The following is a 25,601-nucleotide window of genomic DNA, read 5'->3' on the forward strand; positions in this document are numbered from 1 at the left end:
CTTTTTTAGATGAGCACTTTAAAGAACTTTTCTTACACTTTCGAAGTCGGTTCGAATATTTTTGGCGTAATGAATTTGTCTGTAATTTGCGTGTAGGGTAAAGGCGGACTACATAAATAACCCTGGAATTCATTACAGTTACTTTCTAGGATACTTGCTAATTGATCCGTCGTTTCAATACCTTCCGCAATGACATTCAGTCCGAGTCTTTTTGCCATATGTACGATTGTTTCGACAACGGCTTTATCCTTCGCACTTAAATGAATTTCTTTCGTAAAGGATTTGTCGATCTTCAAAGTATCCAACGGAAAATCCTTCAGGTAACTGAACGAGGAGTACCCTGTTCCGAAATCATCCAAGGAAAGCTTCACACCCATAGCTTTCAATTGTTTCATGATTGGAATCGCTCGCTTAGGATCCTGGACAATGGTTTCTGTTAACTCAAGTTCAAGATTCTGTGGCATCAACTCTGTTTCAGCCAAAATATCCGCTACAATTTCCGGGAAGTTCGGCTGGCGGAATTGCAAGGCCGATATATTCACGGAAACATGTTTCAAGTCAGGTTTCACTTTCAACCATTCTTTGAATTCTCTGCAAGATTCTCTCAATATCCATTCACCCATCGGAATGATCAAGTTCGTTTCTTCAGCTAATGGAATGAAATCAGCAGGGGAAACGGTCCCCAGCTCTGGATGATTCCAACGGATCAGCGCTTCAAACCCGACAATCTTATCCGTCTTAACCTCCACTTGTGGTTGATAATAGACCTCTAATTCTTCACGCTCCAGTGCTTTTCGAAGACCTGTCTCCAACACCATTTTCCTTGAAATGATTTCATTGATCTCATTTGTAAAATAGTAATACTGGTTCCCGCCTTCTTTCTTCGCTTCGTACATGGCGGTATCGGCATGCTTTAGCAAGGTGCTAGCCGTTTCTCCATCTTCCGGATAAAGACTGATCCCGATAGAAGTCGAGGTATAGAGCTCTAAATCATCAATCACAACAGGTGTAGAAATGTTATTGATGATCTGTCTGGCAACGTAACCAGCCTGGTAATGGCTCGTTTGAGGTAAAACGACCACAAACTCATCACCGCTTTGCCTGGCCAGCAAATCTTTTGTGGAGAGACATCTCTGTATCCGTACTGCAATTTCCTTTAACAATACGTCCCCTATACTGTGGCCATACACATCATTGATCTGCTTGAACCGATCCAAATCGAGGAACAAGACCGCAATCATATGTCCATCCAACTTCGCTTGTTCAATATAGGAGGTCAGATGCTCCTTCAACATTCTTCGATTTGGTAAGTTCGTCAACTCATCTCGATAGACCAATTCTTTAATTCGTTTCTGACTTTCCACACGCTCTGTAATATTCCGGATGATCCCGGTAAAATAGCTGTTTTCGCCATCTTGCGTCGTTGATAATGACAATTCAATCGGAAATTCTTTTCCTGATTTATTTAGCCCCGTCAGTTCAACGGTTTGACCGATTACCTTCTTCTGATTCGTTTGATTATATCTTTCCATGCCATCTATGTGCGCTTGACGAAAATCATGAGGAACAATTGTATGTAGTGGTTTCCCAATCATTTCAGTTGAAGTATAGCCAAAAATCTTGCCAGCAGCTTCATTCCAGGACAGGATCACACCTTTATGATCCGACGTGATGATGGCATCATTAGCAGATTGAATAATCGAATGATACATCCTGTCGATGACTTCAAGACGGTGATCGCTGTCTTCGATTTTTGCTTTATATCGCAATAAGACAATGGTGAATCCAATGATCATCAAAATTCCGATCGCTACCAAAAAACCAAGGACTGTCGGGCCGACTTGACTGGTCAGATCATCCTGAGGCATTTTTACACTCGAATCATGAATGAACGTAGCTGACGCCATTCCTGTGTAATGCATACCAGAGATCGCTGCCCCCATGACGAGTGAACTAAGCGTAATCCATCTCTTCCGATTCTTTGCAGTTGAACTTGTCCGAAACAAATTCAGTGCTACAAATGATGCCACCATCGCAATCACTACGGAAAGCGCAACGATCCACATATCATATTGGATGACAGCCTGCATTTGCATCGCTTCCATTCCCACGTAATGCATCAGGACAATACCTGTTCCGATCAAAATCGAGGATGCAATTTGCGTTAGACGGGAACCTGATTTTTTGATTAAATAGAATGCAATTCCACTTGAGACGATTGAAAATAGGATACTGATGGTCAGTAAAACCGGCTCGTAGGTTACATTCATCCCCATATCATAGGCAAGCATAGCAACGAAGTGCATTGACCAAATGCCTCCACCAAGACTAAGGCTGCCCATCGCCAACCACGTCAACCGACTTTTTCCCTTCAAGTTATTCAAGCGAGCAGCTATTTCAAGAGAGATATACGACGATAATACCGCAACCGCTATTGATAAAAGGACGAGTCCAACATGATACTGCGCGTCCATTTCCCCCATTTTAATCTCCTCTATCCGTAAATTTACCGAAAGGCTAGTTTAATATATAAAAAGGATTATACCAGAAATATCTTTCAGTAACATAAATTGGATAACCATTTATGTAAAAAAACAGTAATCCCCTATCTGGAATTACTGTTCTGTTTATTTTGGGTTATCCCATAATGTTGTAGCCGGAATCGACGTAAACGATCTCGCCTGTAACGCCTCTTGAGAGGTTACTGAGGATCGCGAGTGTCATGTCACCGACTTCTTCTTGTGTCACATTTCTGCGCAGTGGTGCCGTTTCTTCGATTTTATGAAGAATCTGATTGAACGAAGGTACACCTTTTGCCGCAAGTGTACGAACCGCCCCAGCCGAAATCGCGTTTACACGGATATTCTCTTTCCCCAAATCAGATGCAAGGTAACGAACCGTCGCTTCGAGTGAAGCCTTCGCTACACCCATCACATTGTAGCCGTCTACGACACGCTCTGCCCCAAGGTAACTCATCGCAACAATCGATCCGCCTTCTGTCATGAGCTTGCTCGCCTCACGAGCCACCGCTACGAGGGAATATGCGCTTGTATCTTGCGCGAACGCATAGCCTTCACGGGATGTATTGACGAACTTGTCCTTAAGGTCATCTGCATGTGCGAATGCGATGGAATGCACGACACCGTGGATGGTCCCGACTTTTTCACCAATCTCCGCAAAAGCTTCCTTAATGCTAGCATCTTCATTCACATCACATTGGATGGTTAGCTTCGATTCGAATCCATGCTCTTCAAGCAGTTGCTCCAATTTTCCAAGTGAGCGTTCTTTTCTGTACGTAAAAATGAGGTTCGCTCCCGCTTGATAGAGGGATTTTGCTACGCCCCAAGCGAGACTTCGCTTATTCGCGACACCCATGATGACGATATTTTTGTCTTTCAGTTTCAATAAATCTTCCATTGTAGACCTCCGTTGTTATACCTGGTATTAACACCTGTTGCCAACACTCATTATAGCACAATTCAAACCCTGTCAAACTGTAAAAAGATGTATAATGGAAGAGATGAAAATATGGAGAGGAGCGTGTCCAATGTCTGTCGGACAGAAAAATGAAGTGAAAGTCGTCAGCCAAAAAGGTTTCCAAGCAGTCGGTTTGAAGTGGGAAGGTACGTTTGAAGAAGCGTTCGGTGGTGCCATCCGCAAAATCCAAGAGGAAATGCATCAGCGTCTAGCCGAAATTCCTCATGTAGCTGATTCGGATGTATTACTCGGATTGTCTTACCATGCATCACTCGGTGGAACAGGTTTCACGCATTATGCTGCAGTCGAAGTGGACAAAGTCGAGGAGTTACCAGATGGAATGGTACCGGTATCCGTCCCTGAACTTACATACGCCCAGACAGAACACAACAAAGGACAAAGCGTCAAACACTCCTATGACAACATCTATGTATGGATTAAAAGTGAAGGATATCAAGAGGACAACGCAGACGGCTTGACCCATTATGAGCGCTATCCAATGAGCCAAGATCCATATGACGAAAACCCCGAATTCACAATCCGCATCCCAGTGAAAAAGTAAAGAAATAGGGAAGGCTGATCGAGATATCTCGACCAGCCTTTGCTTCAGCTAATTAACGTCAATAGAGCAAAATTCACAACACCGAAGAATACTAGCCCTATGATGAAACTGACTACTAACATCTTCAGGGTATACCCTTTCTTAACGGTACCACGGTCGACCTTCCTGCTCTGTACATACACAGTAATGTTCATAAACACCATCAGGACAATCAAGATAAAGAACAAATCCGGAAAGGCGGTAAATACGAAAGGTTCATCGCCCATCATCCAAGCATTGAATAGCGCAATGACCCCTACAAAGGCTTGACCTCCCGCTGATACCTTCTTCTGCTTTTCCCACTCGTTCCCCATCATTAGTTTCTCATGCTCGTGGAGCTCTGCCAGTTTCCTTGATAAAAACAACATGATGGGTTTACCTTTTACAATCGCTACATAAGCTTGAACAAATAGTAGTACTGAAAGAGCAATCCAAAATGTCCTCATGGTAATCCCGGCAACTGAGACTAAACTCATAAAGGTGAAACATACCACCATGAAGACATTCATCCAGAGAATTTGAAACTTACGAAGCTTACTGATCCTTTCATGACTCATATTCCACACTACTTTCTTCTCTTTATCTGATGTCAACTTATTTACGCATGCTTATCCAGAAAGGTTTCATCACTGTTTCAAGACATAGGGTAGTAAACTTTGATCCCCTGCCGTGTACAGATAAAATATGAAAACCAATACTAAAGTAAGAATAGCGACAACTAGTTGTTTATTCGAAATCACAATATACCCCCTAAAAGTCCTAGTCCCTCTTCTTTTCTATACTACTTTTCCATTTTCCTTCCATGAAAAAAAGCAGGGTGGGATTCACCTGCTTCAAATCGGTTCATTTTAGTTTATACTTTCAAGTAATTCCTCAGCTCTATGCATCTCCTTAAGCAAGGGATTATCATAGTCACTATAACCATCAAGATATGCCCTTACTCCACCTGTTATAAATAGTTTATTTCTGTCAAATTCCCTACATTCCAGTAATTCTATAGCAATTGAATATCGTTTATATATTAAATCTAATACACCTTTTCTCTGTATCTCACTATATTTTTCTTCAATTAATCTTTTGACAATGTTTAATTGAATGACTAGTTCAGTTTTATTTTCATCATACACCTAATAAGCCTTTCCTTCCCTGGTCAATTCACCATTTATTGTATTAACAGAAAAATACCAATCACTCCAACCTTTTGTTGTCCTGGTATCCAGACATACTACAGCAGCACCATAAACTTTGTGATTAGTGAGATACGAGTATACATAGACGCTGGGCGGTTCAACTTCAAATTTTCGAACTCCTTCTAAAGTAAAACCGATTAACTTATTCGGAAAAGCATCAGGACCAGTTAGAAGCAAAACCGTATTGTTACGTAAATCTAATATTCCCTGTTTCAAATCGTTTAGTTGAACATGAAGGGTTTGATCTCTATATGTCCAAGATGCTCTTTGGCCTTCAATCCAAAAGTTTTGGCGAGCGTTCATATAACCACCTTAATATGACTAATCCTTTTGTTCTTCTAAATACGATGCAATTATTTCACTTTCCCAGTTTCCTTGTGGTATTATTTTGAAATTCAAATAATCAAAAATAACTTTATTTTCATATGGACCTCTAGAATTATTCCTATATTCATAATCTATTTTAAAAGTACCATCATTCTTCAGAACAAACGTTACATGTGTCCATAACTCTTGGGCATTATTTTTAAATTCATCTTGGAGTTTGTTGAAACTCTCATATATTTCATAGCTTTTTAACTCAAAAAAACTCTCATCTATGTTGAACTTATCCTTTATATCTAAACTATAAATATATTCTTCCCGATCTTCTGGCATGTAGTAAAAGAATATCTGTCCATGGTCTTCATCAATTTGTCCATGCAATAAAATATGTTGCCAATCTTCCGGAATAATTTCTAAAATATTATCGACTATTAGTTGGTAGATTTGCTCCATTTCCTTTGTTTGCATCCTAGTCACTCCTTGCTTGAATTTTTTAGAAATTTGCTTACTTTAATATCATTAATTGAATAGTTAATACTAAATGCCTCAGGTCTTAATGAATCACCTTTAAAAATTGGTTTTACATTTATTTCAACCTCGTCACCATTATTTAAAGCTTTAGCCCATTCATTCTCTATGGTTTTAAATGCTCCCCTATTTAGATTTGCATCCATAGGCACCAGGTTATCTATCTCACCAGATCCTTTAAAAATACTCGCTACTAAGTGACCTCCATCATCATTGGATAATCGATCATTTCCACCTACTGTTCTTTGTGCATAGGTATTTCTTTTCGCCTTACCTAATGACAATGTACCTTCTACACTTTTGATTCTACCTAATTCGTCTGTTTGATACTTGTATCCTTCTGGGGTTACATATCTTATATTGGACTGTAATACTTTCTTCCTGCCTTGTTTTACAATGTGGTCACCATAGTTGACTTCATTGATTTTTATTTTCGAATTGCCTATTTGGTTTTTAGTATTTATATTTTGTTTAAGATTTAGTGACAGATTGTCCCCAGCAACAGGTTTGTTCACTCCAACATTCGGAGCTGCTATGTTAGTCTTCACTGGATTAACCGTTATGTGGTTGTTTCCATCGATGATGGTTCGGGTTTTGGTTGCACTTTGGCTGACACTTGTATCTACAACGTTGGTTGTTGTTTTCCCTGCCTGGCTGACGGTTGTGTCTGATACTTGGGTTGACGATAGGGCAACTTGAGCTGGGTTTCCTTTTATTAAGGGAACCGCATGTGTCGCACCCATAACGGCAAGTGGGATGGTTGCTGCAATCACCGTCACTGTCGCTGCTGTCTTGAGGTTCGGCGCTTTTCCTTTAAAGATGTTGCCTAAGCTATATTCCGATCCACCGGCAACTCCGCTTCCTACCGACATTCCAGCAACTCTAGATCGGAGTAATGCGCTGGCACCTTTCATCGCTCCGCGTCCGAGTGGTCCGGCAATCGTTCCTGCCGCTCCCCAGACTACCATGTCCTGTACCATTGCTCCTGCATCAAGCGGCTGTCCATGGACGAAGTGGTTGTACAGATGTGTACCGCCTGCAAAGCCAGCGGATATTCCGCCTCCAATCATTCCGGTTCGGCCAATCAATCCGCCGACAAAGCGTAAACCAGATCCAGCAACGGACGCACCTCTTGCCCCCCATGCGGCAGCAGTTGTTCCTCTCGCAAGCCAACCTGCTCCACCAGGAACCATTCCGAGTCCCATGAACGCCATTCCGCCCCAGAAACTGACATTGTCTGTCGATGCTGCGTATAATCCGTAACTCAATGCGCCTCCAGCACCCATTACGAGTGCAGCTGTACCTGCTAATGGTGTAAGAACGACCGCTCCAGCTAAGATGACTGCGCCTCCACCGAGAATGATCAAGGATTTCGTGAACTTGTTCTGTTCACCCCACCATTCATTTGCGGCTTCCATGCCATCCTGTACTTTACCTTTCGTCCATTCATAAGCGTCTGTGACTTTTTCCTTCGTCCATTCGAAGGTATCGCCCACCGCTTTTTTAATAGGTTCAGGTAGATCGACATCTGGAATACCTAGTTTGTTCAATACCCAGTCTACTGGGTTGGGGTCTTTCTTCTCTTCAGGTGGATATCCTGTTGAATCAGTCGGTTTCAAGGAATTTCCTTCGTATTCGAACTTACCGATATTCGAGTTCGTTTCAGCTTCCGCGACCTGCTGAATAGCGAACCCTGAAGACAACACGATCAAAATGAGAATAAGCTGCAGGATTCTCTTCATTTTTCCAATATACGCCACCTTCCAAATCTATCCTACTAATATCATACCTACCCGTTTTTGGAAGTTCTATCATCCTATTGCAGAAAAATAAAAATGAGAGTTTCCTAACGTGAGGAAACTCCCATGAACAATAAAATCTCTAGTAAAATTTAATTACAGGCTCCCGATATAGTCCAGCTGGTCGACTTCTTTGGAGTCGGCGGAGCCATCGAGGATTTTTTGGACGTCGTTCAGTGTATTCTTCAGGCTGACCGTTTCCCCTTTTTTACCGGTGAATGGTTCGGCAACATAGAACGGTTGCGTCAAGTACGCTTCCAGTCGCTCGCCACGTTTGTACGTTTGCATTTCTGCGTCTGGTACAGCCTCAATTCCTTTCACATTCACGAATGCACGGAGCTCACGGTATCGGCGTAAAAGTTTCTGCGCGCGCTGTTGGATTGTGAGGTGGTGCTGATCCAGGTGAGCACCTTCCAATACAGAAGACGTCGAGTAGAGCGGGTTGATTGCCGGGAACTTATGGCGTGTCGTTAAGTCCATGTCGAATTGCCATAATGTTTCAAGCGGTCCGTATGGTAGGTCTTCGTCGACCGCTTCGCCTTTCAAGTCGACGAGGAACGTCGTGACGTTTTCAATTCCGATGCCTTGAAGACGGTCTTGAAGGTCGTGCAGTTCACCAGTCAAAACGTGTGACCGATCTGCTGAGAACAGGATGTCTTTTTTACCGAGAGAAGCCATTTTTTCGTACGTTTCGTCGATGGAATTCGTCACATGGTCGAAGTACTCAAGGATATCATTGACCTCTGGGTGGTCGCCTTCTGGTTTTAACAACAAAGTCGTGTAACCTTCTTTTTTCAATCGGTGGAAGGTTTCAGCCAGAATGACGAGCTGCCCCATACCTGGTCGTGCGACAAGTCCTACTGATCCGCCTTTGGCGAGTGGTGCAAATAAATCCAACGCTTTGATTCCCGTTTCGATCATATCGATCTTCTCCCCTCTGATTATGAGTTCATCCAAACTACATTCCGCGAGTGATGCGAGTGCGACGAGTGTCTTTACCTCAGCACGTCCGACCGGGATCTTACCGGTGCACAAGTTCGATACGGTTGCTGGGCGCAAGCCGACTGAGCGGGCTGCACTCGTCAGGTTCGGCACTCGTTTTCGTAAAAGTGAGACGTTCAAGCGAATATTTTCTAGTGTTTCCAAAATTTACACCTCCTGTTACGTTATATCGTATTCTAAGTTACGTTAAAAAGCAACATTAAATTACGTTAAAACGTAATTATTTTTTCTTCGTACACAAAAATGCCACCCTTACGCAGGATGGCATCTTTAATTTACCTAGTACAGGCAAGCAACATATTCCCTTCTGGATCGTAAAAGTGACAACCTCTCATTGATTCACCGAACGGCTCGATCGGATCCACTTTCGCACCCTTCTCAAGCAATTCCTGACGAGTCTTTTCTACGTCCTCCGTTTCAAAAAAGAAAACCGAGTAGGGTAGCGGTGTAATATCGTCCACTTGAGCCTTCAGCAAAATGAGCGGAGGTCCGTCCAGATTGAACTCCAAGAAATCGTCCCCCTCAGCACCGACCTCAAAACCGAACATCTTCTTGTACCACTCTTTCGATTTCTCGAAATCGACGAGGTGGATGAAACAACAATTGATTTGACTTTTCACAGGCATAGATATGTCCCCTTTCATGTATTTTCACTTAATAAACGTACATAAAGTTCAAATAGATACGCTCAAAATAAAAAAATTATCTTTGGATCATTCCTAAGATGTTGCCTTCCGGATCCTCAATCGTAAAGCTTTGCTTCTCTTTATCGTAAGCAATTGAGAATCCTGCTTGAGTCAGCCTTCTATATGCTGTACTGATTCGCGTTGGATCGTTATGGCGGATCGCTTGTTGAAAGACCTGTATCCATTCCATCGTCGTCTCTTCGTTCTTTTCCCGTTCAATCAGGTTTTTCACGTTCTTTCTTGCTCTATGTAAAACTGCCTTAACACTTCCAACAGAGGTGTTAAGCATTCCTGCCGTTTCCTTGGAGGTGAAGTGAAAGACTTCTATCAGCAACAGAACGGCAGCTTGCTTGGGAGGTAATGACGATGCGAGCCCTTCAACCATTTCATCCAACACGATAGGATCATTATCATGTGTTGGTATTTGAGTCATGCTGTGCTCATCCATATCCAGGACCACTTTCTTTTTCCGACAATGATCCATCCAAGTTGTGGATGCAACTCTTAACATGTACGCCTTCGGGTTGGGATGAGCATTGAGCTTTTCCTTAAATTGAAATGATTTTAAAAGCGTGTCCTGATACAGGTCTTCGGCATCCCATGGTGTACCGGTGAGCATCCTACAGTAATTCTTCAAATCCGTTTGATAATCATGGATAAGCTTGTCGAACAAACGAGCACCTCCTTCGCCCTCCTCACTTCGACTCTCTTCAGGATCTTTCCTGCTCATAGGAAAAAGAACGTAACTGCACAAGGCAGTTACGCTCCTTATTGAAGATCTAATTTTCTTCAGGAGAACCATTTTCCAGTTACGAACCACTTCTCTGGAGTTACGACCCGTTTCTCAGTGGTCTCGAACCACTTCTCTGAGGTTACGACCCACTTATTCGGTATTACGAACCACTCCTCCGCAATTACGAACCACTTCTCCAGAGTTACGAACCACTCCCCCGCAATTACGACCCACTTTCCCGAAACTAGCAACCTACTTCCCGCCCATCAGTGCCTCCATGATCGCTTTCTGTACGTGCAGGCGGTTTTCTGCTTCATCAAATACGACAGAATGCGGTCCGTCGATGATCTCAGCTGTCACTTCTTTTCCTCGATAGGCCGGCAAACAGTGCAGAAAGATGAAGTCGTTCTTCGCTTTCGAACACAACTCCGCGTTAACCTGATACGGCTTGAAGATTTCAAGCCGTTTTTCCGCTTCCTCTTCCATTCCCATGCTTGCCCACGTATCGGTCACCACAACATCCGCACCTTCAATCGCTTCCTCAGGAGAGTTCGTGATCACCACTGAGCTCTCGTTCTGTTTCGCGACAAGCTTGGCGTGGTCACGGATCCAATGGTCAGGCTCATACCCGAACGGACTTGCCACCGCGATGTCCATCCCGACTTTTGCCGCTCCCTCAAGCAACGAGTGCGTCATGTTGTTGTATCCGTCCCCAACATAACCGAGCTTCAGTCCAGAAAGCTTTCCTTTGTGCTCCAGGATCGTCAGCAGATCCGCCATCACTTGTGTCGGATGGTGCAAGTCGGTCAGTCCGTTGATCACCGGCACGTCGGCATGGGCGGCGAATTGCTCGATCGTTTGATGGTCGAACGTACGGATCAGGATGCCGTCCACATATCCGGATAAAACCTTGGCCGTATCCTCGATGCTTTCCCCGCGTCCGAGCTGGATATCTTTTGTACTGAGAAAAATCGGGTCCCCACCAAGCTGCACGACACCTACTTCAAAAGAAACGCGCGTACGTGTCGACGCTTTATCGAAGATCATCGCAAGCACTTTCCCTTCAAGGGGCTTACGGCGCACTCCGCTCTTTAGCTCTGCCTTGATTTCAACCGCTTTTTCCAGTAAGTAAAGGATCTCACTTGAATGAAAATCCGATATTGTCAAAAAGTCCTGGCCCGTGAAATTAGCAGCGGTTACCCCATATGTCTGTTGCGTTTCAATAGCGTATGCCAATGAACACCTCTCCAATCTCATCTGTATTTCGTATGATTATACGACAGTAATTATATTTATTCAATACATAATTTACTATCACTTTATTTAAAGCGTTTTCTTTTTATATAAATGCATACAGACGAATAAAAACCCGTATCAGGCAGGGGAACCTGATACGGGTCGGGGGAAATGACATTCATTCAGTTTTTACTCGAAATAAGTTGTATAGTAACGGGAGACGGATACTGCATAATCTCCGCGGGTTACCGTTTGATCCGGGTTGAAGGAAGCGACGATTGTCGGCTCCTTGTCATAAGGACCTTGCGTGACATCGAAGTAAGCGTTCAAGATATTCATGTCAAGCGCAAGTTGTACATAGCCTTTCAAATCAGCTGGAACAGCGTCCGCATCTGAAATCGCAACGCGCTCATCCTTATATTGAACCGTCAACGGCTCGTCGTTCAACGCTTTCGCTTCACTTTCAAGTCCTAACGCTTGAACGAGTGAGTAAGCAAGTTCCGCACGCTTCACCGCTTGATTTGGAGCAAAAGAACCGTCCCCACGTGCCAACATTACGCCAGCATCGCTTAAGTCAGTGTCTTTCAGTGCTGCCCCACCAGCAGTTACCGCTTGGACGTAAGCAGAATCAGCTGCTTTCACATCAGAGAATGTCAATCCATTTGTTAGGTTTTGACGGACAGCTGCACCCATTGTTAAGAACTTTGCCAAATCAGCACGCGTCAATGCACTATCAGGCTTGTAAGTGCCGTTCGCTTTTCCATCAAGAAGGCGTTCGCTGACACCCATTTTGATTGCATCTTCTGCTGGGTGGCCACTTACATCATTGATGCCTGTGAATCCGCCTGCTTTTTTATATGCCAACTCACCTTGGACTGTTTCTGGAAGTCCTGGACCACCGTCAAGTCCTTCGAGACGGAGCGTCCACTTCCCAGCCATCGGGCTCGTCACTTGGACAGTACGATCGGTGTAAAGTGTGAACACAAGATAGATGCCAGAAGAGTATTCCGTTCCATCTGGAGCTGTCAAGATCAGGTTCAACGGGTTGCCTGTTTCGCCAAGCAAGCCTTTCGCGTTCACTTTTGCTGTAAGCTCGGTCAATCCTTCTTCTACATTAAACTCGACCTGATTTGAAGAAGCCGTCGCCGGGTTGTAGTTCACCTCAACCGGCTCACGCGTTACGTCCATTTCAACGTTCGCATTGTATTCGTTCGTATGGTTCAATGTTTCACCGTATTCTTTACCGTTCAAAACCATATCGACTGCAGCGTATGCATTCGCATATCCCGCACCGACTTCCCACGCCTCATAGCCAGGCATGTTCGTCGCTGTCTTCTGGATGATGGACTTCACTTCCATCGGCGTCAATGTCGGATCTGCATCAAGCATCAAAGCGACAATTCCAGCTGCGTGTGGTGCTGCCATCGATGTTCCACTCATGTGTGTGTAATAAGGTAAGTGTGCTGGTTCAAGGTTCTCTGCATCTTGATCTGCGCCAAGTGCTGTAAGTGGAGAAACCGTCTTCGTTGAAATGATGTCTTTACCAGGCGTTGTTATGGTCGGGCGATCTTCCCAAACGAACTGCTCGCCGTCAACTGTCACTGTACCGCCTTTCCCTTTCACTCCGCGAGAAGAGAAATCTGCAAGTGAGCCTTGCTTGTCACCAGCTGCTACTGTAATGACCCATGGTGCTTTTTTATAGTTACCGGAAATCGTGGATTCTCCAGGACCGGAGTTACCAGCTGAGAATACGACGACGATGTTTCGGTCATACATTTTTTTCGTAGCGATGTTGATCGGATCTTCCGGATCGAAGTCAGTACCCGCATCACTTGTAGATCCCCAAGAATTCGTCACAACACGGATGTTGTACTGTGCTTGGTTCGTTAATGCGTAGTCGAATGCGCCAAGTGTATCGAGAATTGCGATTCCTGCTCCAGAACCGTAACCGACAAGGTCCGCTCCTGGTGCTACACCTTCGTATTTGCCTTTAGACATTGCACCGTTACCACCGACAATTCCAGCAACATGAGTACCGTGACCAGAATCTGTGTCCGTGTTCGGAACATCTTCCGTATATGTAACCGGAAGTACATCAACCAATGCATTCAAGTTCGTCGCACCTTGTACGTTTTGTACGAGATGATCACCAAATTTGATATCGTTATGTGTGCCATCGACTCCGCTGTCGTTGACTACAACACCGATGCCTTTACCGGAAACCGGCATGCCGCCGTTTTTCTCCGTCATGCTTGCATCGTTACGAAGCTCATCGACACCAGTCATTGCAGTGCCTGTATTGTTTTCATACTCCAATTTTTCATTATAATAAACCGAACGGACTTCAGGATTGTCTGCAAGGGCATTGATCTGGTCCGCTGTCGCGAGCACCCCTGCCATCGGAAGCTCATTGAATACAAGCCCCTTCGTAATGCCGACTTCTTTTAAAAGATCGACATGTTCAGCCTGCGGAGCATCATTCGTGTTGAACGTGATGATGACCTCAAGTGGTCCCGTTGCTCCCTTCATCTTCTCAACCAACGTGGCATTGATGGTCGTTGTGTTTGTCTGTGCCTTTGCCGATGATGCCGGAGAAAGGGCCATCATCCACGTCGAAAGTACGAGCATAACGCTCATCAGTAAGGTTAACCGTCTCATCTTTCCGCCTCCCATAGCGTAATCGTTAGAATACTTTAATTATTTCAATAAATCCACAACGACGCTATTCTGCAAAAGGTATAAAGTACGAACAACAAAAGATATAGAAGGACTAGAAAGAAAGTTGTAGTCGGTGCGGACAGGTAGTAGAAAGGGACTAGTTAACTTCATTAAGGTCAGGCATTAATGAACACAATCCTCCCCAATTTATAAATCGCATCGTTCTATCCTATGACCTATCTTTTCCCCACGATTCAACAAAGCATAGATGAAATATCGTCTTACCCACTACATAACTGTATCCAATGAACCATTTCGTGTAGAAGAGTGTCAGAATTTGATAAATCCATAGAGAAGGAGTCTATTTATGTGTATGGAATTATTTATCTTGCTACAAGAAAACATACCTTGAGAGGATGGAACAAATGAAGAAAGGCTTACTCGTATTTTTGGGGGTTTTACTCGCTTTATCATCATTCAGTTTCAGCGTATTTGCATCACCACAAGAGACATCCAGTTCAAAGCAGGCATTTTTAGTCGTATTCAAATCTGAAAACAGCCTGCCTGCCAATTACGAATCTATCATTGAAAAAGCTGGAGGAGAAGTGACCTATGAGGTAGCGAAGATCGGAACGGTTGAAGCAACAACTTCCAATCCAACTGCCTTCATTAAGGCTTTAGTTAAAAATACAAACATAGCAAGTCTTGCACCTGCGATGGAAGTTTCATTAAACTTACCGGAATTTGAAGTAACAGCTGCTGACGTAGAACAAAGTGGATTACAACCTGTTCCTGCAGGTGAAAGCATCTGGGAAGCTGGATGGCAATGGGATATTGAGCGCGTGACGAATAAAGGTGCAAGCCACGCCCTATCAAGTGGAAATAAAGATGTTGTGGTCGGTGTAATCGACACGGGTTTTGATTTTGACCATCCTGATCTAAAAAATAACATTGTTCCTGGGTCCAAAACCTTTGTACCTGGAACGGTTGATGCATGGGACGCACATAGCCACGGGACACACGTTGCCGGAACGATCGGGGCAAATGGTCGTATTAAAGGGATTGCACCTGAAGTCGGACTCCGCGCATACCGTGTATTCTCAACAGGTAGCGCTCAACAAATTTGGATTACTAATGCGATTATTGCCGCAGCAGATGATGGCGTAGATGTCATCAATATGAGCCTAGGCGGTACACGCGTTGTTGGCCAATGGTATTACACAGATCCAACTACAGGTGAAAAGATCCGTTTAGGTAATGACGCAGCCGATATGGTCGCTTACAACAGGGCAATTCGATATGCAACGAATAAAAATGTAACAGTTGTCGCTTCTGCAGGAAACGACGGTCAAGACTTAAGCAACCCTGCAAAGCTTGCAGATTGGTATAACCGCGTATTAGATGCAAATCCTGCTACAGCTGCTTATGATGTACAAGGTGCAGCATTTAAAGTTCCTGCACAGATTCCAGGAGTAATTACTGTTTCTGCCCTAGGTGGAGGGTTTGGTACTGAGGATCGGTTAGCATTCTACTCAAACTATGGAAATGGAAACATCAATCTTTCTGCTCCAGGCGGCGATTTAGGTCCTGATTATAACGGAACACGCGTACCTGGTGACTACAAATGGTTAGTATTGAGTGCTATTCCGACTTACATGAATTCTTCAACAGGCGTCGCCCAATTCGGAACGCAAGGTTATGGTTGGAAAGGTGGAACTTCAATGGCTTCACCTCAAGTGGCTGGAGTAGCCGCGGCTTACATCGCAAAAGTTTATGAGGAAACTGGAAAGAAGCCATCTCCTAACCAAGTGCAGACCCACTTACAACAAACTGCAGATGATGCAGGTAAAAACGGTTTTGATCCAATCTTCGGTCATGGCGTTGTTAATGCGTATCATGCAGTAAAATAAAAAAATCCCTTTCCCTTGTGTGAAAGGTTCCTTAATAAAGTAACGGTGTACCAAGTGAAAAGCCTAGGTACACCGTTATTTTTCATTTCCCCTCTTAAAGTTTCCCGTAATTTTTGCCATAATGAGCTGTTCTGCTTTTTCATCTTCAGCTGCGTCCATTTTCCTCAAGAACTTCTCCGCGTCTTTACCTTTTAAAATTTTCACTTGTTTTCCCTGATAGTCCACAAACACAGTCTGATCTTTATTCACACGATAACCAAACGGTGACTCTTTTAACCGATTCCTTTTATCAATGCTCATTTCTTCCTCCCGAGTTTATGATTCCATTACAAATTAAGTCTTCTTTACGTGCTCTATTAAAATGCATTCTTCCAACCCAAATTATTGATTAGAGTTAAAGTGATACTCTTAATTATTTAACAAACGGTTAACAATCACCTTTCTAAAAAAGAAATTAATAGAGTTATTCGTACAATCAACTTCATCTACCTAAAATATACTAGTAAAAAGGAGGTATTACCTTGAAATGTGAGTGTTTTGAGTTAAAAAGGGTAAAATCCTGTCCTGATCCTGTTCCTTCTAATGAATCACCTGAATGTACACTAAGGCGATCAGAAATTAATGGAGATATTTTCTTTACTGATTTAGGAGGTCAAATCTTTTTTATTAACTCTACTTTTAATTTTCCTGATGCTTTTCAGTTATGCCCTGACCTAGATAGTAGTTTCCATCTGATAACAGTAGAAGAGCTAAATACTACAGATATTCTTAATACAATCAAAGAAATGTTTACGGTAAATGGTAAGCCTTGTTCAATAGTAATCTGGTCAACAATAAATGGAAGACCCACATTAGTACGTCTTTTTAGTAAAAAGTGCTTTTGTGTTAATGAATGTCTTTCTGTTTGTCATGAAGTTGATTTTGAAATTTTAAATACCCCATCAACTAATTGCCTTGCTTTTTCTATATGTGTTGCACCACCAGCATAATACCCTGATCATGTTTATCTCATGATCAGAATATCTTTTATTATACATCAACAAAAATTGTGTACAATTTGAGAAAAGTATTTGACAAAATTGTGACAAAGGTTCAATAATAGAAGAAAGGGGATGAGGAACATGAATTCGAGAACAAAACTAATTAACGCTACAAAATTTGTTGGGGGATCCGTTCTTTCATTAGGCATCATGATGTTTTTAATCGGTTTCATTGTAAGCGATTTCAGCTTTCTGATGTCCATTGGAATTGGAACGGTGACCGGAGCTGTGTTCATCTTCCTGATCGGAATGTTTTTTGTAGCAACGGAAGAAATGCTTGAGAAGAGTGACAGAGGAACGAGAGAAACGACTCCTTCCAGATCGTAAATTGAACTACATACAATGATAAAAGGTGCAGCCACCAGCTGCACCTTTTTTAGGTCAATCCATATGTTTTTTCAAAAAGTCCTCAAGCTTTACTTCATAATCCTCGCGATGGCTCACAAACGACTCTCCGTGATTGGCTCCATCGTAAATTACGAGTTCCGCTTCACTTTTCGCATTTTTATAAAGTTCCTTAGACATGGTGGTCGGCACAAACGAATCATCATTTCCGTGAATGAAAAGTATTGGTGCCTCCGCTTTCTTCACTTGATCCAGAGCAGATGCTTCCGTTAATGAATAGCCCGCTTTCCATTTTGTCACCAGACTGGTCGTCGGCAACACAGGAACATCAGGCAGGTGATACATGCGATCCATCTGATACTCGAACAAGTCATATACGCTCGTATACGCGCTGTCTGCGACGATCGCTTTTACATTGTCGGGAAGCTCTTCTCCACTGGTCATCAGTACGGTCGCTGCACCCATGGAAATCCCGTGCATGACGATATCCGTCCCTGGACCTCGCTTCTCTAGCAACTTGTCCACCCACTGGACCATGTCCAACCGGTCATGCCAGCCGAAGCCGATATAGTCCCCTTCACTCATTTCATGACCACGAAGATCGACTGTCAGGACATTGTAACCGAGCTGTTCGTGATAATGTTCCGCATACAGTCCCATATCCTGACCATCCCCAAGATAACCATGAGCAAACACGACGGTTTTATCTGTTGGTTCTTTTGCTTCTAAAAAGTACCCTTGAAGCTTCAGCCCATCAGCAGACTCGATCTCCCAGTTTTCAAAAGGTTGGTTCCGGTACCAGGTACGCCAATCACCCTTAAGGAAGACATCCATCGCTTTAGCAGAAACTTCTAAGTCTTGATTGCCTGCTAGGAATTCTTTCACATCTCTTTTTATAGCTAAATCATAAAAATAAAAACTAGCAACAATATTGACCAAAAGTAAAATACACAAAAATCCTAGTCCAATTTTGACCCCTAATTTCTTTATCACGTTGTCTCCTTCCCCCTCGTCTCTCTCTAACTCCATTATACTAGGATAATAGAGGGAAGAAACCAGAAACAGCATGGTATTTCTTAACATATTCTAAGCTCAACTTTATTAATAAGTATAAATGGATACGTAAATGACAAATGCAGAGGTAAGAAATGAGAACATGGCTGTTAATTTCCTTTTCTCTTTTAGTTCATTTAAACCACCAACGAATAACATTAATCCAGCAAAAAGAAACATGTAAAAATTGAATGCATAGTTACCAGACAATAATCCATAAACGGATAAGCTTAACACGATTATCCCTAAAGAGATTTGTAACCATTTCAACAATTTCTCCACCTCAATTAAATGCAATGACATTTCCAATACTTATATATTAAGCAAAAAGAGCTAGTATCCTTGTTCAATAGAACGTGATTTCATGGTATTTGAGTGTGTGTAAAAGCAATAAATACCTTTTTCGTATAAGTCATTACTTGTTAATGAGATCGACAAGAAAACCGTCACCACGGTCTTGATAAAAGAAATCAACGCCATAATAGGTAAGCACTCCAGTTACAACTGCCCATAGGATTAAGCTGCCTTGCATCCAGAAGGCTACCATTCGTTTGTTCTGTACAAATGCCATGCTCAAAAAGGCTGCAAGGTGACTTCCAACTAGAATCGGTCCAAATAACGCCAAACCTGGAAGTCCATATTTCTTCCAAATCCTCTCTGCACGTTCACTTCGCTTTTTGGCGACCTTCCCTTTCTTTTCTCTTCTCTTCTCCAACCAGATCGTGATTTTTTCAATTAAAAGAATGACTAACAGAACTGTAAGAAGGTTTCCTAGTAAACTCACTAATATGACAACCCATGGATTCAACCCTGCAATGATCCCGATTGGAATAACCGCAATCATTTCAAAAAACGGCGTTGCAGCCAATAAAAAGACAATTAAATAGGCAATCATGAATTCCATCTGCCTTACCCCCTATGCTAGATTTCTAGTTTCTAATGCAAATACCGATATGCCTCATACCAATAAATACTGTATTGAACGGCCGCCATTACAAATAAAACGATAAGTGGTACTTCTGGAAAGATTGGATACATCGTGATGATTATAGCTCCAACTGGTACAGCAAAATAAAAGAAAACATAAACTTTGCGACAAGCTTTATTCGTCATCCATTCTTGACCTTCATCTTCTTCCTTCAATTCATAAGGAATCAACGTAAAAATGTTTACTTTTCGATCTGGATTTTTATAATTATGGACGACAATCATCAAAATGTACGCTGCTGAAAATGACAAAGTCACCCATAACATTAATGAAATCAAACCTTCATGTTCAGAAGTTATATATAAAAATAAGATAACCAATGCCATATAGAACATCATAGTAAATGGTGATCGAATGAATCTTTCTAGCATTATTCCTCTTCTCCCTTCTCCAGCCAAAACACTTCTTCTAGAGGTACTGTAAATGTTTCAGCAATTTTGAGTGCTAATGTGACTGAAGGGGCATAATCCCCTTTTTCAATCATGCCTACTGTCTGTCTTGTAGCTCCAATTCGCTTTGCTAAATCATTCTGCGTCAGATCATGACGCGCTCGCAATTCTTTAACTCGGTTCCGTAACATCTATTCCCCTTCCTTCTAAATACTGTAAGTCAAATTGTAAATGATAATTGTCATAATGTAAAGGATAGTTGTCATAATGTAAAGGATAGTTGTCATTTTGTTTAGAAAAGTTTACATGATTCAGTTTGTAGTTGAACTTAGAGCGTTTAGTAGAATTTAACTTTTATATTAAAACCATTGAACGTGAAAAAAAGTGGATAAGAGAATACCTGTCTCAAAACCCTAAGTATTCCAAGATTGAAAGATCCCTACATAAAATAGCGGAACAAGACAGGAAAAAATAATTATGAACAAGCCCAATAAAATAATGAGGAGCTTCTTTTTCCAGAGTCCGATATGCATGAGTCCAATACCCAGGACGTACCCGGCAAATATGGACCAACCCATGCTCATCAAGAATGTAAGTGCCCCCAGCAAGACAAAGATAATGAAACTGATCCACCATTTATACATGGTTGTTCCACCTTCTTATTTTTTGTTTTTAATTTACCATTTATGCGGTATGGCGATGTTGCTAAATTTTTTTAGATAAATCCTTGTAGGTGACGTTGCGTAACCTCTTACACTGTTAGTAAGGGGGAGATTTGTATGTTGAACAGAGAATCCTATTTTCGAGAGGTACCATGGAGTTGGAGACATTTTGTATCATTAATGTTGATTGTTCTTGTGTTGGTCCCATACTTTGTTGAATACCATCTGAAAAACTATGTAAATGAAAATTTTCAAAATGAATTATATTCTGGAACCTTCATTGGATTGGTCATGGCTTTCATATTTCTAATAAGTCTTTATTTTGTAGCCATAAGACCATTACAACTCACTTGGGTAGATGTTGGAGTGAGATCTTTTCCTAAAGGATACTGGCGATCTATTATAGGATGGACTCTTGCTGTAATCTTGCTCAGTATTATCATCGTCATAATTATGGACCTACTTATCCATGTTGGTACAGAGAATAGCAAAACTGAAAGCTTACAGTCACAATTAAACATTGTAACTTTCCTTATCGGCTTCATATCCGCAGCTATTGTTTCACCGATCTATGAAGAAATTTTTTATCGCGGATTTGTTTATAGGTTTTTACGATATAAATACGGAATACCAGCGGGGTTGATCATAAGCTCTACCATTTTCATGATCGTGCATATCCCAACCTATAACACATTACCGATTAATTTAGTAACAGGGCTTGTTTTTGCTTGGACCTATGAAAAAACAGGGTCTATCTGGCCAGGTGTCATCATTCATGGAACATTTAACGGAATTGCAATTGTACTTACTGCGATTAGTAGTTAATGAAAATAATCATAAGCCTGCTCAATAAAGTCGATTACCTCTGGTTTAACCGGATATAGATCAAGGGATTCTGAAGAACTTTGTGATCGACGTACTTTCCAAAACTTCTCGATAAGATCAGCATTCCCATCAAAAGTCTCTTCTGATAATAAGTCCATATCATCAGTGATAAGGCTCGCCTGAATAGAATGAGGAGAAACACCTTCTTCTATACAGAGTTCAATACGCTTGATGAGGTTTATCCATTTCTTTGTCATGATTGTATCCTCTTCAAGTTTAGGTAATCTTTCTTGTAAAATGGCTTCTTCATTTTCGGTGAAAAAATCGCTCCAATGACTTGAACTTTCTTTCGTCACTATTAAAGTCAATAGATCTTCCCATTTGATGGATCCTTCAAGCTTTAAGATATTTAACACTGAGTTAGTATGTGAGATGGACTGGCTCAGTGTCTCAGATTGTTCAATAAGTTGAGCCTTATGTGCTAATAATATTGTTTCTGTTGATTGCTCTTCTATTATTTTCTTTATTTCTTCTAAAGATAATGACAGTGACTTCAATAGAATTACCTTCTCTAGCTTTAAACAGTCATCCGACGAATAAAGTCGTTTACCACCTTCTTCTATCAAAGAGGGTTCAACTAATCCTACTTGGTCGTAATATCTAATCGTTCGAACAGAAACCTTAAGTTTCTTTGATAATTGGCCCGTTGATATGTACAAGTAATAGTCCCCTTTTAAAAATTTATTGTTTGCTCTTCTATTGCTACGCAACCATGAACACCGCGATGATACTTATCATCGCAATAAAGCCTAAACTCCACAACACGACTTTCTTACCTGTTTCACTTTTGTGGAACAAATAATTAAAACTTAAGTAGATTGCTGTCCCTATTGTATAAAAAACGATACCTGAAATAAGCTTCTCAATCTTATAACCGCCAAATATAAAATGTAGAAATGTAACGGGAATAAGAAACAGTATGATTCGATTGTGCAGTTGTTTTGTATTCAATGTATACCTCCCTTTCATTTACCTCTTAACGATCATTTACGATTCAAACGAGGTTAAGTTCCTTCATACACCCTTTCATGCATTTCATTCGACCCATTCTGCAGGTCATCCATATTTTGAAGCGAAAGTTAAAATATGGGTTTATCATCGTAACTGAGGTGTTGGGAAATGAAAATACAAATCGATATTAACGAAAACTATGAGGAAACATCAGTCACAATCAATGCAAACGCATGGACGGATGAGTTGGACCGGATCGTTCAGAAGTTAAAAGAACCCCATATGCAGAAGGTTCTCGGAATAAGAGGTGAACAATCCATTCTACTTTCCCCAGAAGATATTGAATTCGTATATGCGGAGAATCGAAAGGTCTTTGCGGAAACGGATCAATCGACGGTTGAGCTGAAACTTAAATTGTATGAAGTAGAATCGCTGCTCGGGGATTTTAATTTCACGCGATTATCCAAATCTGTAATCGGAAACATTACGCACATTCAGCGGTTTGAATTATCGTTCAATGGCAATCTGTGCGTACATTTTACATCAGGGAAAAAAGAATATGTATCAAGAAAATATGTCCCAATCCTCAAGAAAAAAGTGATTTTAGGAGGAGATTCGAATGATTGAAGCATTAAGAAGAGCGATTATTGGTGTGGGAATCGGAGGATTGGCAACGTTTGTCATGTTGACCATTTTCAAAATGAATGCAATCTCAGTAACAGTGGATGAATTATGGATCCATATGCTAGGGAGCTTAATACTAGGTATCTACTTTGGGGTCGGATCCCTCATCTTTGAAAAAGAAGATTGGAGCCCTTTAAAGCAGATTATCACTCATTTATCCCTTTCAGTAATCGTGTTCTTTCCGATTGCTTTGACAACGGGTTGGGTTTCGGCTAAACCTGTGCCCATCCTGTTCTGTCTGATCACATTTCTCATCATCTATGCATTATTTTGGTTTTCAATCCGCTGGTACTTAAAAAAGATGGAAGCCTCAATGAATGAGTCCATCCAATAACACACAGGGTCATCCGATTTTGATTGGATGACCCCTTTTTATGAATGACCATAATAAAAGCCCAACTTCCTGATCTTAAGAAATTGGGCTTCTGTCGTTATTTCATTAGCACCGATTTATACTTCTACAACATCCTTCTGCTGGTATACTTCGTTTTCGAATTCTCCTGTGGCTTTGCTTGTCAGGATACCAGATGTCATGGCTCCACTGACGTTTACGGCAGTTCGGCCCATGTCGATGAGAGGTTCAACTGATATGAGCAGTGCCACGATTGTGATCGGCAGGTTCATGACGGACAGTACGATGAGAGCTGCAAAGGTTGCGCCTCCCCCGACACCTGCAACACCAAATGAACTGATTGCGACTACGAGAATAAGAGAAATCAAGAATGATGGACTTGTAGGGTCGATACCAGCTGCTGGGGCTACCATAACCGCTAACATGGCTGGATAAACACCAGCACATCCATTTTGCCCAATGGTTAGTCCAAAGGAACCGGCAAAGTTTGCAATCCCTTCCGAAACACCAAAATCCTTTGTTTGTGACTTAATGGTCATCGGCAGTGTTCCTGCACTTGTACGCGACGTAAAGGCAAACGTTAAAGTCGGCAGACCTTTTTTCACGTAATTGACAGGGTTTAATTTTGCAAAGAACAACAATAGTAAGTGAATGATAAACACCACAGCTAATGCCACATAAGAAGCCACAACAAACGTGCCTAATTTCATGATGGCATCATAGTTACTTGTCGCTGCAACTTTTGCAATAATCGCTAGGATCCCATATGGCGTTAGACGGAGAATCAACGTGACCACTCTCATGACAATCGAGTATATACTATCAATGATTTTCGCAAATAATTCTGCATGCTCTGGTTCTTTTCGCTTCACACCAAGGTAACCCATCCCGATAATGGCGGCAAAAAAGACAACGGCAATTGTTGAGGTTGCACGAGCACCTGTAAAATCTAAAAATGGATTGCTTGGAATGAACTGTAGGATTTGCTGAGGAATCGTCATATTTTCTACAGTCCCAACACGTTCCTGTAATTGTTCATTCCGAGCGTTCTCCGCTTCACCAGCCGACAACTCAATACCATCCAGTCCAAATCCTAACGCAGATCCAATTCCAACAGCTGCCGAAATCGCAGTCGTTCCAATTAAAATCCCCACGACAAGGAAACTGATTTTCCCGATATTCTTCGTTAACTTCAACTTCGTAAAGGCTCCGACAATTGAAATGAAAATGAGCGGGATAACAACCATTTGTAGAAGCTTCACATAACCATTGCCAACAATGCTGAACCAATCAAGTGTTCCGGCTGTAACTTCGTGCTCTGTTCCATAGATCAGATGAAGAAGATAACCGAAAATGATACCTAAACCTAATCCTGTGAATACACGTTTCGAAAAGGATACTTGCTTCTTTTGCATGTAGTACAAACCAAGTATCAGCAACAATAATATTGCGACGTTTAAGGAGATCAGGAATATATTCATCTTTATCCTCCTTTTTGTTTGTTAATTTATATTACGAATTTTTCTGATGTGTATTCCTAATCTCTCCAGTAACCATTCCTATGTAAAAATAAAAACACCACAAAAAAACACTATCCATCTAGTTGGGTTAGAGGATAGTGTTTTTATGACTGCTTACATTAGTTACTAAATGAGCACACCAATTAATCAAAATAACAAAAATAATAAAGAGACAGCTGTATAACTGATTGCCACTAATAGACTTATGATGGTCTGGCGATCCAAACCATTACCACCGCTTTCTGGTGTAGACACAAATGATAGTGTTTGTGGATCCACATGACTTCCCGAGCCTTCGTGTGAAATATTCAATACTAAGAGCACGATCACGGCAGTAATCCCCACCATCACAGCAAGATCAAGAAAGTGGAAGCCTAATAAAAGAGCAGCAATGACATTTGCTATTACTAAAAGGCTAAGTGTAACCAGTACCCGCACCAAAATCTTTATATTACTCACCCCAATGACGATGTGACATCAGTCTATATTTGCAAAAGCGGTCTTCACATGAGCTTTAGTAACAACTGGGAGATCACATCAGAACTTCTTGGCATCAACAATATTATTGAAGAAACAATCAAAATGAGC

At 41.8% G+C, this 25,601-nt stretch carries 28 protein-coding genes; 7 read left to right on the forward strand and 21 right to left on the reverse strand.

Annotated elements, in window-relative coordinates:
- Positions 1 to 32 precede the first annotated feature (32 nt).
- Both ACXQIQ_RS07415 and fabI read right to left on the reverse strand, forming a co-directional pair.
- Positions 33 to 2,483, reverse strand: coding sequence for an EAL domain-containing protein (locus ACXQIQ_RS07415; RefSeq protein ID WP_439299402.1), 2,451 nt, complete (start codon positions 2,481 to 2,483; stop codon positions 33 to 35).
- Between the two features lie 154 nt (positions 2,484 to 2,637).
- Positions 2,638 to 3,417 carry an enoyl-ACP reductase FabI gene (gene fabI / locus ACXQIQ_RS07420; protein ID WP_439299401.1) on the reverse strand — a complete coding sequence of 260 codons (780 nt, stop codon included), beginning with the start codon at positions 3,415 to 3,417 and terminating at the stop codon, positions 2,638 to 2,640.
- Positions 3,418 to 3,547: 130 nt separating this feature from the next.
- Between fabI and ACXQIQ_RS07425 the strand changes: the two genes are divergently transcribed.
- Positions 3,548 to 4,039 carry a GyrI-like domain-containing protein gene (locus ACXQIQ_RS07425; RefSeq protein WP_439299400.1) on the forward strand — a complete coding sequence of 164 codons (492 nt, stop codon included), beginning with the start codon at positions 3,548 to 3,550 and terminating at the stop codon, positions 4,037 to 4,039.
- A 44-nt stretch (positions 4,040 to 4,083) separates the two neighbouring features.
- On the opposite strand, the gene ACXQIQ_RS07430 is transcribed toward ACXQIQ_RS07425, so the two are convergent.
- From ACXQIQ_RS07430 to ACXQIQ_RS07475, 10 genes are all read right to left on the reverse strand, one after another.
- On the reverse strand, positions 4,084 to 4,554 hold the full coding sequence (locus tag ACXQIQ_RS07430) for a hypothetical protein (protein ID WP_439299399.1): 471 nt from the start codon (positions 4,552 to 4,554) through the stop codon (positions 4,084 to 4,086).
- A gap of 372 nt (positions 4,555 to 4,926) precedes the next feature.
- Positions 4,927 to 5,205 carry a hypothetical protein gene (locus tag ACXQIQ_RS07435; protein ID WP_439299398.1) on the reverse strand — a complete coding sequence of 93 codons (279 nt, stop codon included), beginning with the start codon at positions 5,203 to 5,205 and terminating at the stop codon, positions 4,927 to 4,929.
- Positions 5,206 to 5,571 (reverse strand): hypothetical protein, encoded by a 366-nt coding sequence (locus tag ACXQIQ_RS07440; RefSeq protein WP_439299397.1) that lies wholly within the window; start codon positions 5,569 to 5,571, stop codon positions 5,206 to 5,208.
- A gap of 18 nt (positions 5,572 to 5,589) precedes the next feature.
- Positions 5,590 to 6,060: an immunity protein YezG family protein gene (locus tag ACXQIQ_RS07445; protein ID WP_439299396.1), complete on the reverse strand. Its 471-nt coding sequence runs from the start codon at positions 6,058 to 6,060 to the stop codon at positions 5,590 to 5,592.
- A gap of 5 nt (positions 6,061 to 6,065) precedes the next feature.
- On the reverse strand, positions 6,066 to 7,862 hold the full coding sequence (locus tag ACXQIQ_RS07450; RefSeq protein WP_439299395.1) for a DNA/RNA non-specific endonuclease: 1,797 nt from the start codon (positions 7,860 to 7,862) through the stop codon (positions 6,066 to 6,068).
- Between the two features lie 153 nt (positions 7,863 to 8,015).
- Positions 8,016 to 9,065: an ATP synthase beta subunit C-terminal domain-containing protein gene (locus tag ACXQIQ_RS07455; protein WP_439299394.1), complete on the reverse strand. Its 1,050-nt coding sequence runs from the start codon at positions 9,063 to 9,065 to the stop codon at positions 8,016 to 8,018.
- Between the two features lie 131 nt (positions 9,066 to 9,196).
- Entirely contained in the window at positions 9,197 to 9,547 is a 351-nt protein-coding gene (locus ACXQIQ_RS07460; protein ID WP_439299393.1) for a VOC family protein, read from the reverse strand.
- A gap of 76 nt (positions 9,548 to 9,623) precedes the next feature.
- Positions 9,624 to 10,280 (reverse strand): RNA polymerase sigma factor, encoded by a 657-nt coding sequence (locus ACXQIQ_RS07465; RefSeq protein ID WP_439299392.1) that lies wholly within the window; start codon positions 10,278 to 10,280, stop codon positions 9,624 to 9,626.
- Between the two features lie 312 nt (positions 10,281 to 10,592).
- On the reverse strand, positions 10,593 to 11,576 hold the full coding sequence (gene argF / locus ACXQIQ_RS07470) for an ornithine carbamoyltransferase (protein ID WP_439299391.1): 984 nt from the start codon (positions 11,574 to 11,576) through the stop codon (positions 10,593 to 10,595).
- A 189-nt stretch (positions 11,577 to 11,765) separates the two neighbouring features.
- Complete coding sequence (locus ACXQIQ_RS07475) at positions 11,766 to 14,234, reverse strand: S8 family serine peptidase (RefSeq protein ID WP_439299390.1); 2,469 nt, start codon at positions 14,232 to 14,234, stop codon at positions 11,766 to 11,768.
- A 425-nt stretch (positions 14,235 to 14,659) separates the two neighbouring features.
- Here ACXQIQ_RS07475 and ACXQIQ_RS07480 point away from each other — a divergent pair, with 425 nt between their 5' ends.
- Complete coding sequence (locus ACXQIQ_RS07480) at positions 14,660 to 16,144, forward strand: S8 family serine peptidase (RefSeq protein WP_439299389.1); 1,485 nt, start codon at positions 14,660 to 14,662, stop codon at positions 16,142 to 16,144.
- A 75-nt stretch (positions 16,145 to 16,219) separates the two neighbouring features.
- On the opposite strand, the gene ACXQIQ_RS07485 is transcribed toward ACXQIQ_RS07480, so the two are convergent.
- Positions 16,220 to 16,444, reverse strand: a complete 225-nt coding sequence (locus ACXQIQ_RS07485) for a hypothetical protein (RefSeq protein ID WP_439299388.1) — start codon at positions 16,442 to 16,444, stop codon at positions 16,220 to 16,222.
- 221 nt (positions 16,445 to 16,665) lie between these two features.
- On the opposite strand from ACXQIQ_RS07485, the gene ACXQIQ_RS07490 reads away from it, so the two are divergent.
- Together ACXQIQ_RS07490 and ACXQIQ_RS07495 are read left to right on the forward strand one after the other, a co-directional pair.
- A complete protein-coding gene (locus tag ACXQIQ_RS07490) occupies positions 16,666 to 17,133 on the forward strand; it encodes a hypothetical protein (RefSeq protein WP_439299387.1) in 468 nt (155 codons plus the stop codon).
- Between the two features lie 132 nt (positions 17,134 to 17,265).
- Positions 17,266 to 17,511: a hypothetical protein gene (locus tag ACXQIQ_RS07495; protein WP_439299386.1), complete on the forward strand. Its 246-nt coding sequence runs from the start codon at positions 17,266 to 17,268 to the stop codon at positions 17,509 to 17,511.
- Positions 17,512 to 17,565: 54 nt separating this feature from the next.
- Here ACXQIQ_RS07495 and ACXQIQ_RS07500 read toward each other — a convergent pair whose 3' ends face one another.
- The 5 genes from ACXQIQ_RS07500 to ACXQIQ_RS07520 form a co-directional block, all read right to left on the reverse strand.
- Complete coding sequence (locus tag ACXQIQ_RS07500) at positions 17,566 to 18,519, reverse strand: alpha/beta hydrolase (RefSeq protein ID WP_439301916.1); 954 nt, start codon at positions 18,517 to 18,519, stop codon at positions 17,566 to 17,568.
- A 111-nt stretch (positions 18,520 to 18,630) separates the two neighbouring features.
- Positions 18,631 to 18,885, reverse strand: a complete 255-nt coding sequence (locus ACXQIQ_RS07505) for a YczI family protein (protein ID WP_458025988.1) — start codon at positions 18,883 to 18,885, stop codon at positions 18,631 to 18,633.
- Between the two features lie 112 nt (positions 18,886 to 18,997).
- A complete protein-coding gene (locus ACXQIQ_RS07510; RefSeq protein WP_439299385.1) occupies positions 18,998 to 19,486 on the reverse strand; it encodes a small multi-drug export protein in 489 nt (162 codons plus the stop codon).
- A gap of 32 nt (positions 19,487 to 19,518) precedes the next feature.
- The gene (locus ACXQIQ_RS07515; protein ID WP_439299384.1) at positions 19,519 to 19,941 is read right to left on the reverse strand and encodes a hypothetical protein; all 423 of its coding nucleotides are present in this window, start codon (positions 19,939 to 19,941) and stop codon (positions 19,519 to 19,521) included.
- Positions 19,941 to 20,150, reverse strand: coding sequence for a helix-turn-helix transcriptional regulator (locus ACXQIQ_RS07520; RefSeq protein WP_439299383.1), 210 nt, complete (start codon positions 20,148 to 20,150; stop codon positions 19,941 to 19,943). The genes ACXQIQ_RS07515 and ACXQIQ_RS07520 overlap by 1 nt, the downstream gene beginning before the upstream one ends.
- Before the next feature lie 588 nt (positions 20,151 to 20,738).
- Between ACXQIQ_RS07520 and ACXQIQ_RS07525 the strand changes: the two genes are divergently transcribed.
- Positions 20,739 to 21,446, forward strand: coding sequence for a CPBP family intramembrane glutamic endopeptidase (locus ACXQIQ_RS07525; protein WP_439299382.1), 708 nt, complete (start codon positions 20,739 to 20,741; stop codon positions 21,444 to 21,446).
- Here the strand turns inward: ACXQIQ_RS07525 and ACXQIQ_RS07530 are convergent.
- Positions 21,443 to 22,165, reverse strand: a complete 723-nt coding sequence (locus ACXQIQ_RS07530) for a MerR family transcriptional regulator (protein WP_439299381.1) — start codon at positions 22,163 to 22,165, stop codon at positions 21,443 to 21,445. The two genes, ACXQIQ_RS07525 and ACXQIQ_RS07530, sit on opposite strands and share 4 nt — an antisense overlap.
- 460 nt (positions 22,166 to 22,625) lie before the next feature.
- Here ACXQIQ_RS07530 and ACXQIQ_RS07535 point away from each other — a divergent pair, with 460 nt between their 5' ends.
- Together ACXQIQ_RS07535 and ACXQIQ_RS07540 are read left to right on the forward strand one after the other, a co-directional pair.
- Positions 22,626 to 23,084, forward strand: a complete 459-nt coding sequence (locus ACXQIQ_RS07535) for a LytTR family DNA-binding domain-containing protein (protein ID WP_439299380.1) — start codon at positions 22,626 to 22,628, stop codon at positions 23,082 to 23,084.
- Positions 23,077 to 23,475, forward strand: coding sequence for a DUF3021 domain-containing protein (locus ACXQIQ_RS07540; RefSeq protein ID WP_439299379.1), 399 nt, complete (start codon positions 23,077 to 23,079; stop codon positions 23,473 to 23,475). Before ACXQIQ_RS07535 ends, ACXQIQ_RS07540 begins: the two co-directional genes overlap by 8 nt.
- Positions 23,476 to 23,591: 116 nt before the next feature.
- Here ACXQIQ_RS07540 and ACXQIQ_RS07545 read toward each other — a convergent pair whose 3' ends face one another.
- On the reverse strand, positions 23,592 to 24,974 hold the full coding sequence (locus tag ACXQIQ_RS07545; protein WP_439299378.1) for an L-cystine transporter: 1,383 nt from the start codon (positions 24,972 to 24,974) through the stop codon (positions 23,592 to 23,594).
- A 186-nt stretch (positions 24,975 to 25,160) separates the two neighbouring features.
- Positions 25,161 to 25,454: a hypothetical protein gene (locus tag ACXQIQ_RS07550; protein WP_439299377.1), complete on the reverse strand. Its 294-nt coding sequence runs from the start codon at positions 25,452 to 25,454 to the stop codon at positions 25,161 to 25,163.
- Positions 25,455 to 25,601: the final 147 nt, after the last annotated feature.

The sequence above is a fragment of the Pseudalkalibacillus sp. Hm43 genome (assembly GCF_054170705.1).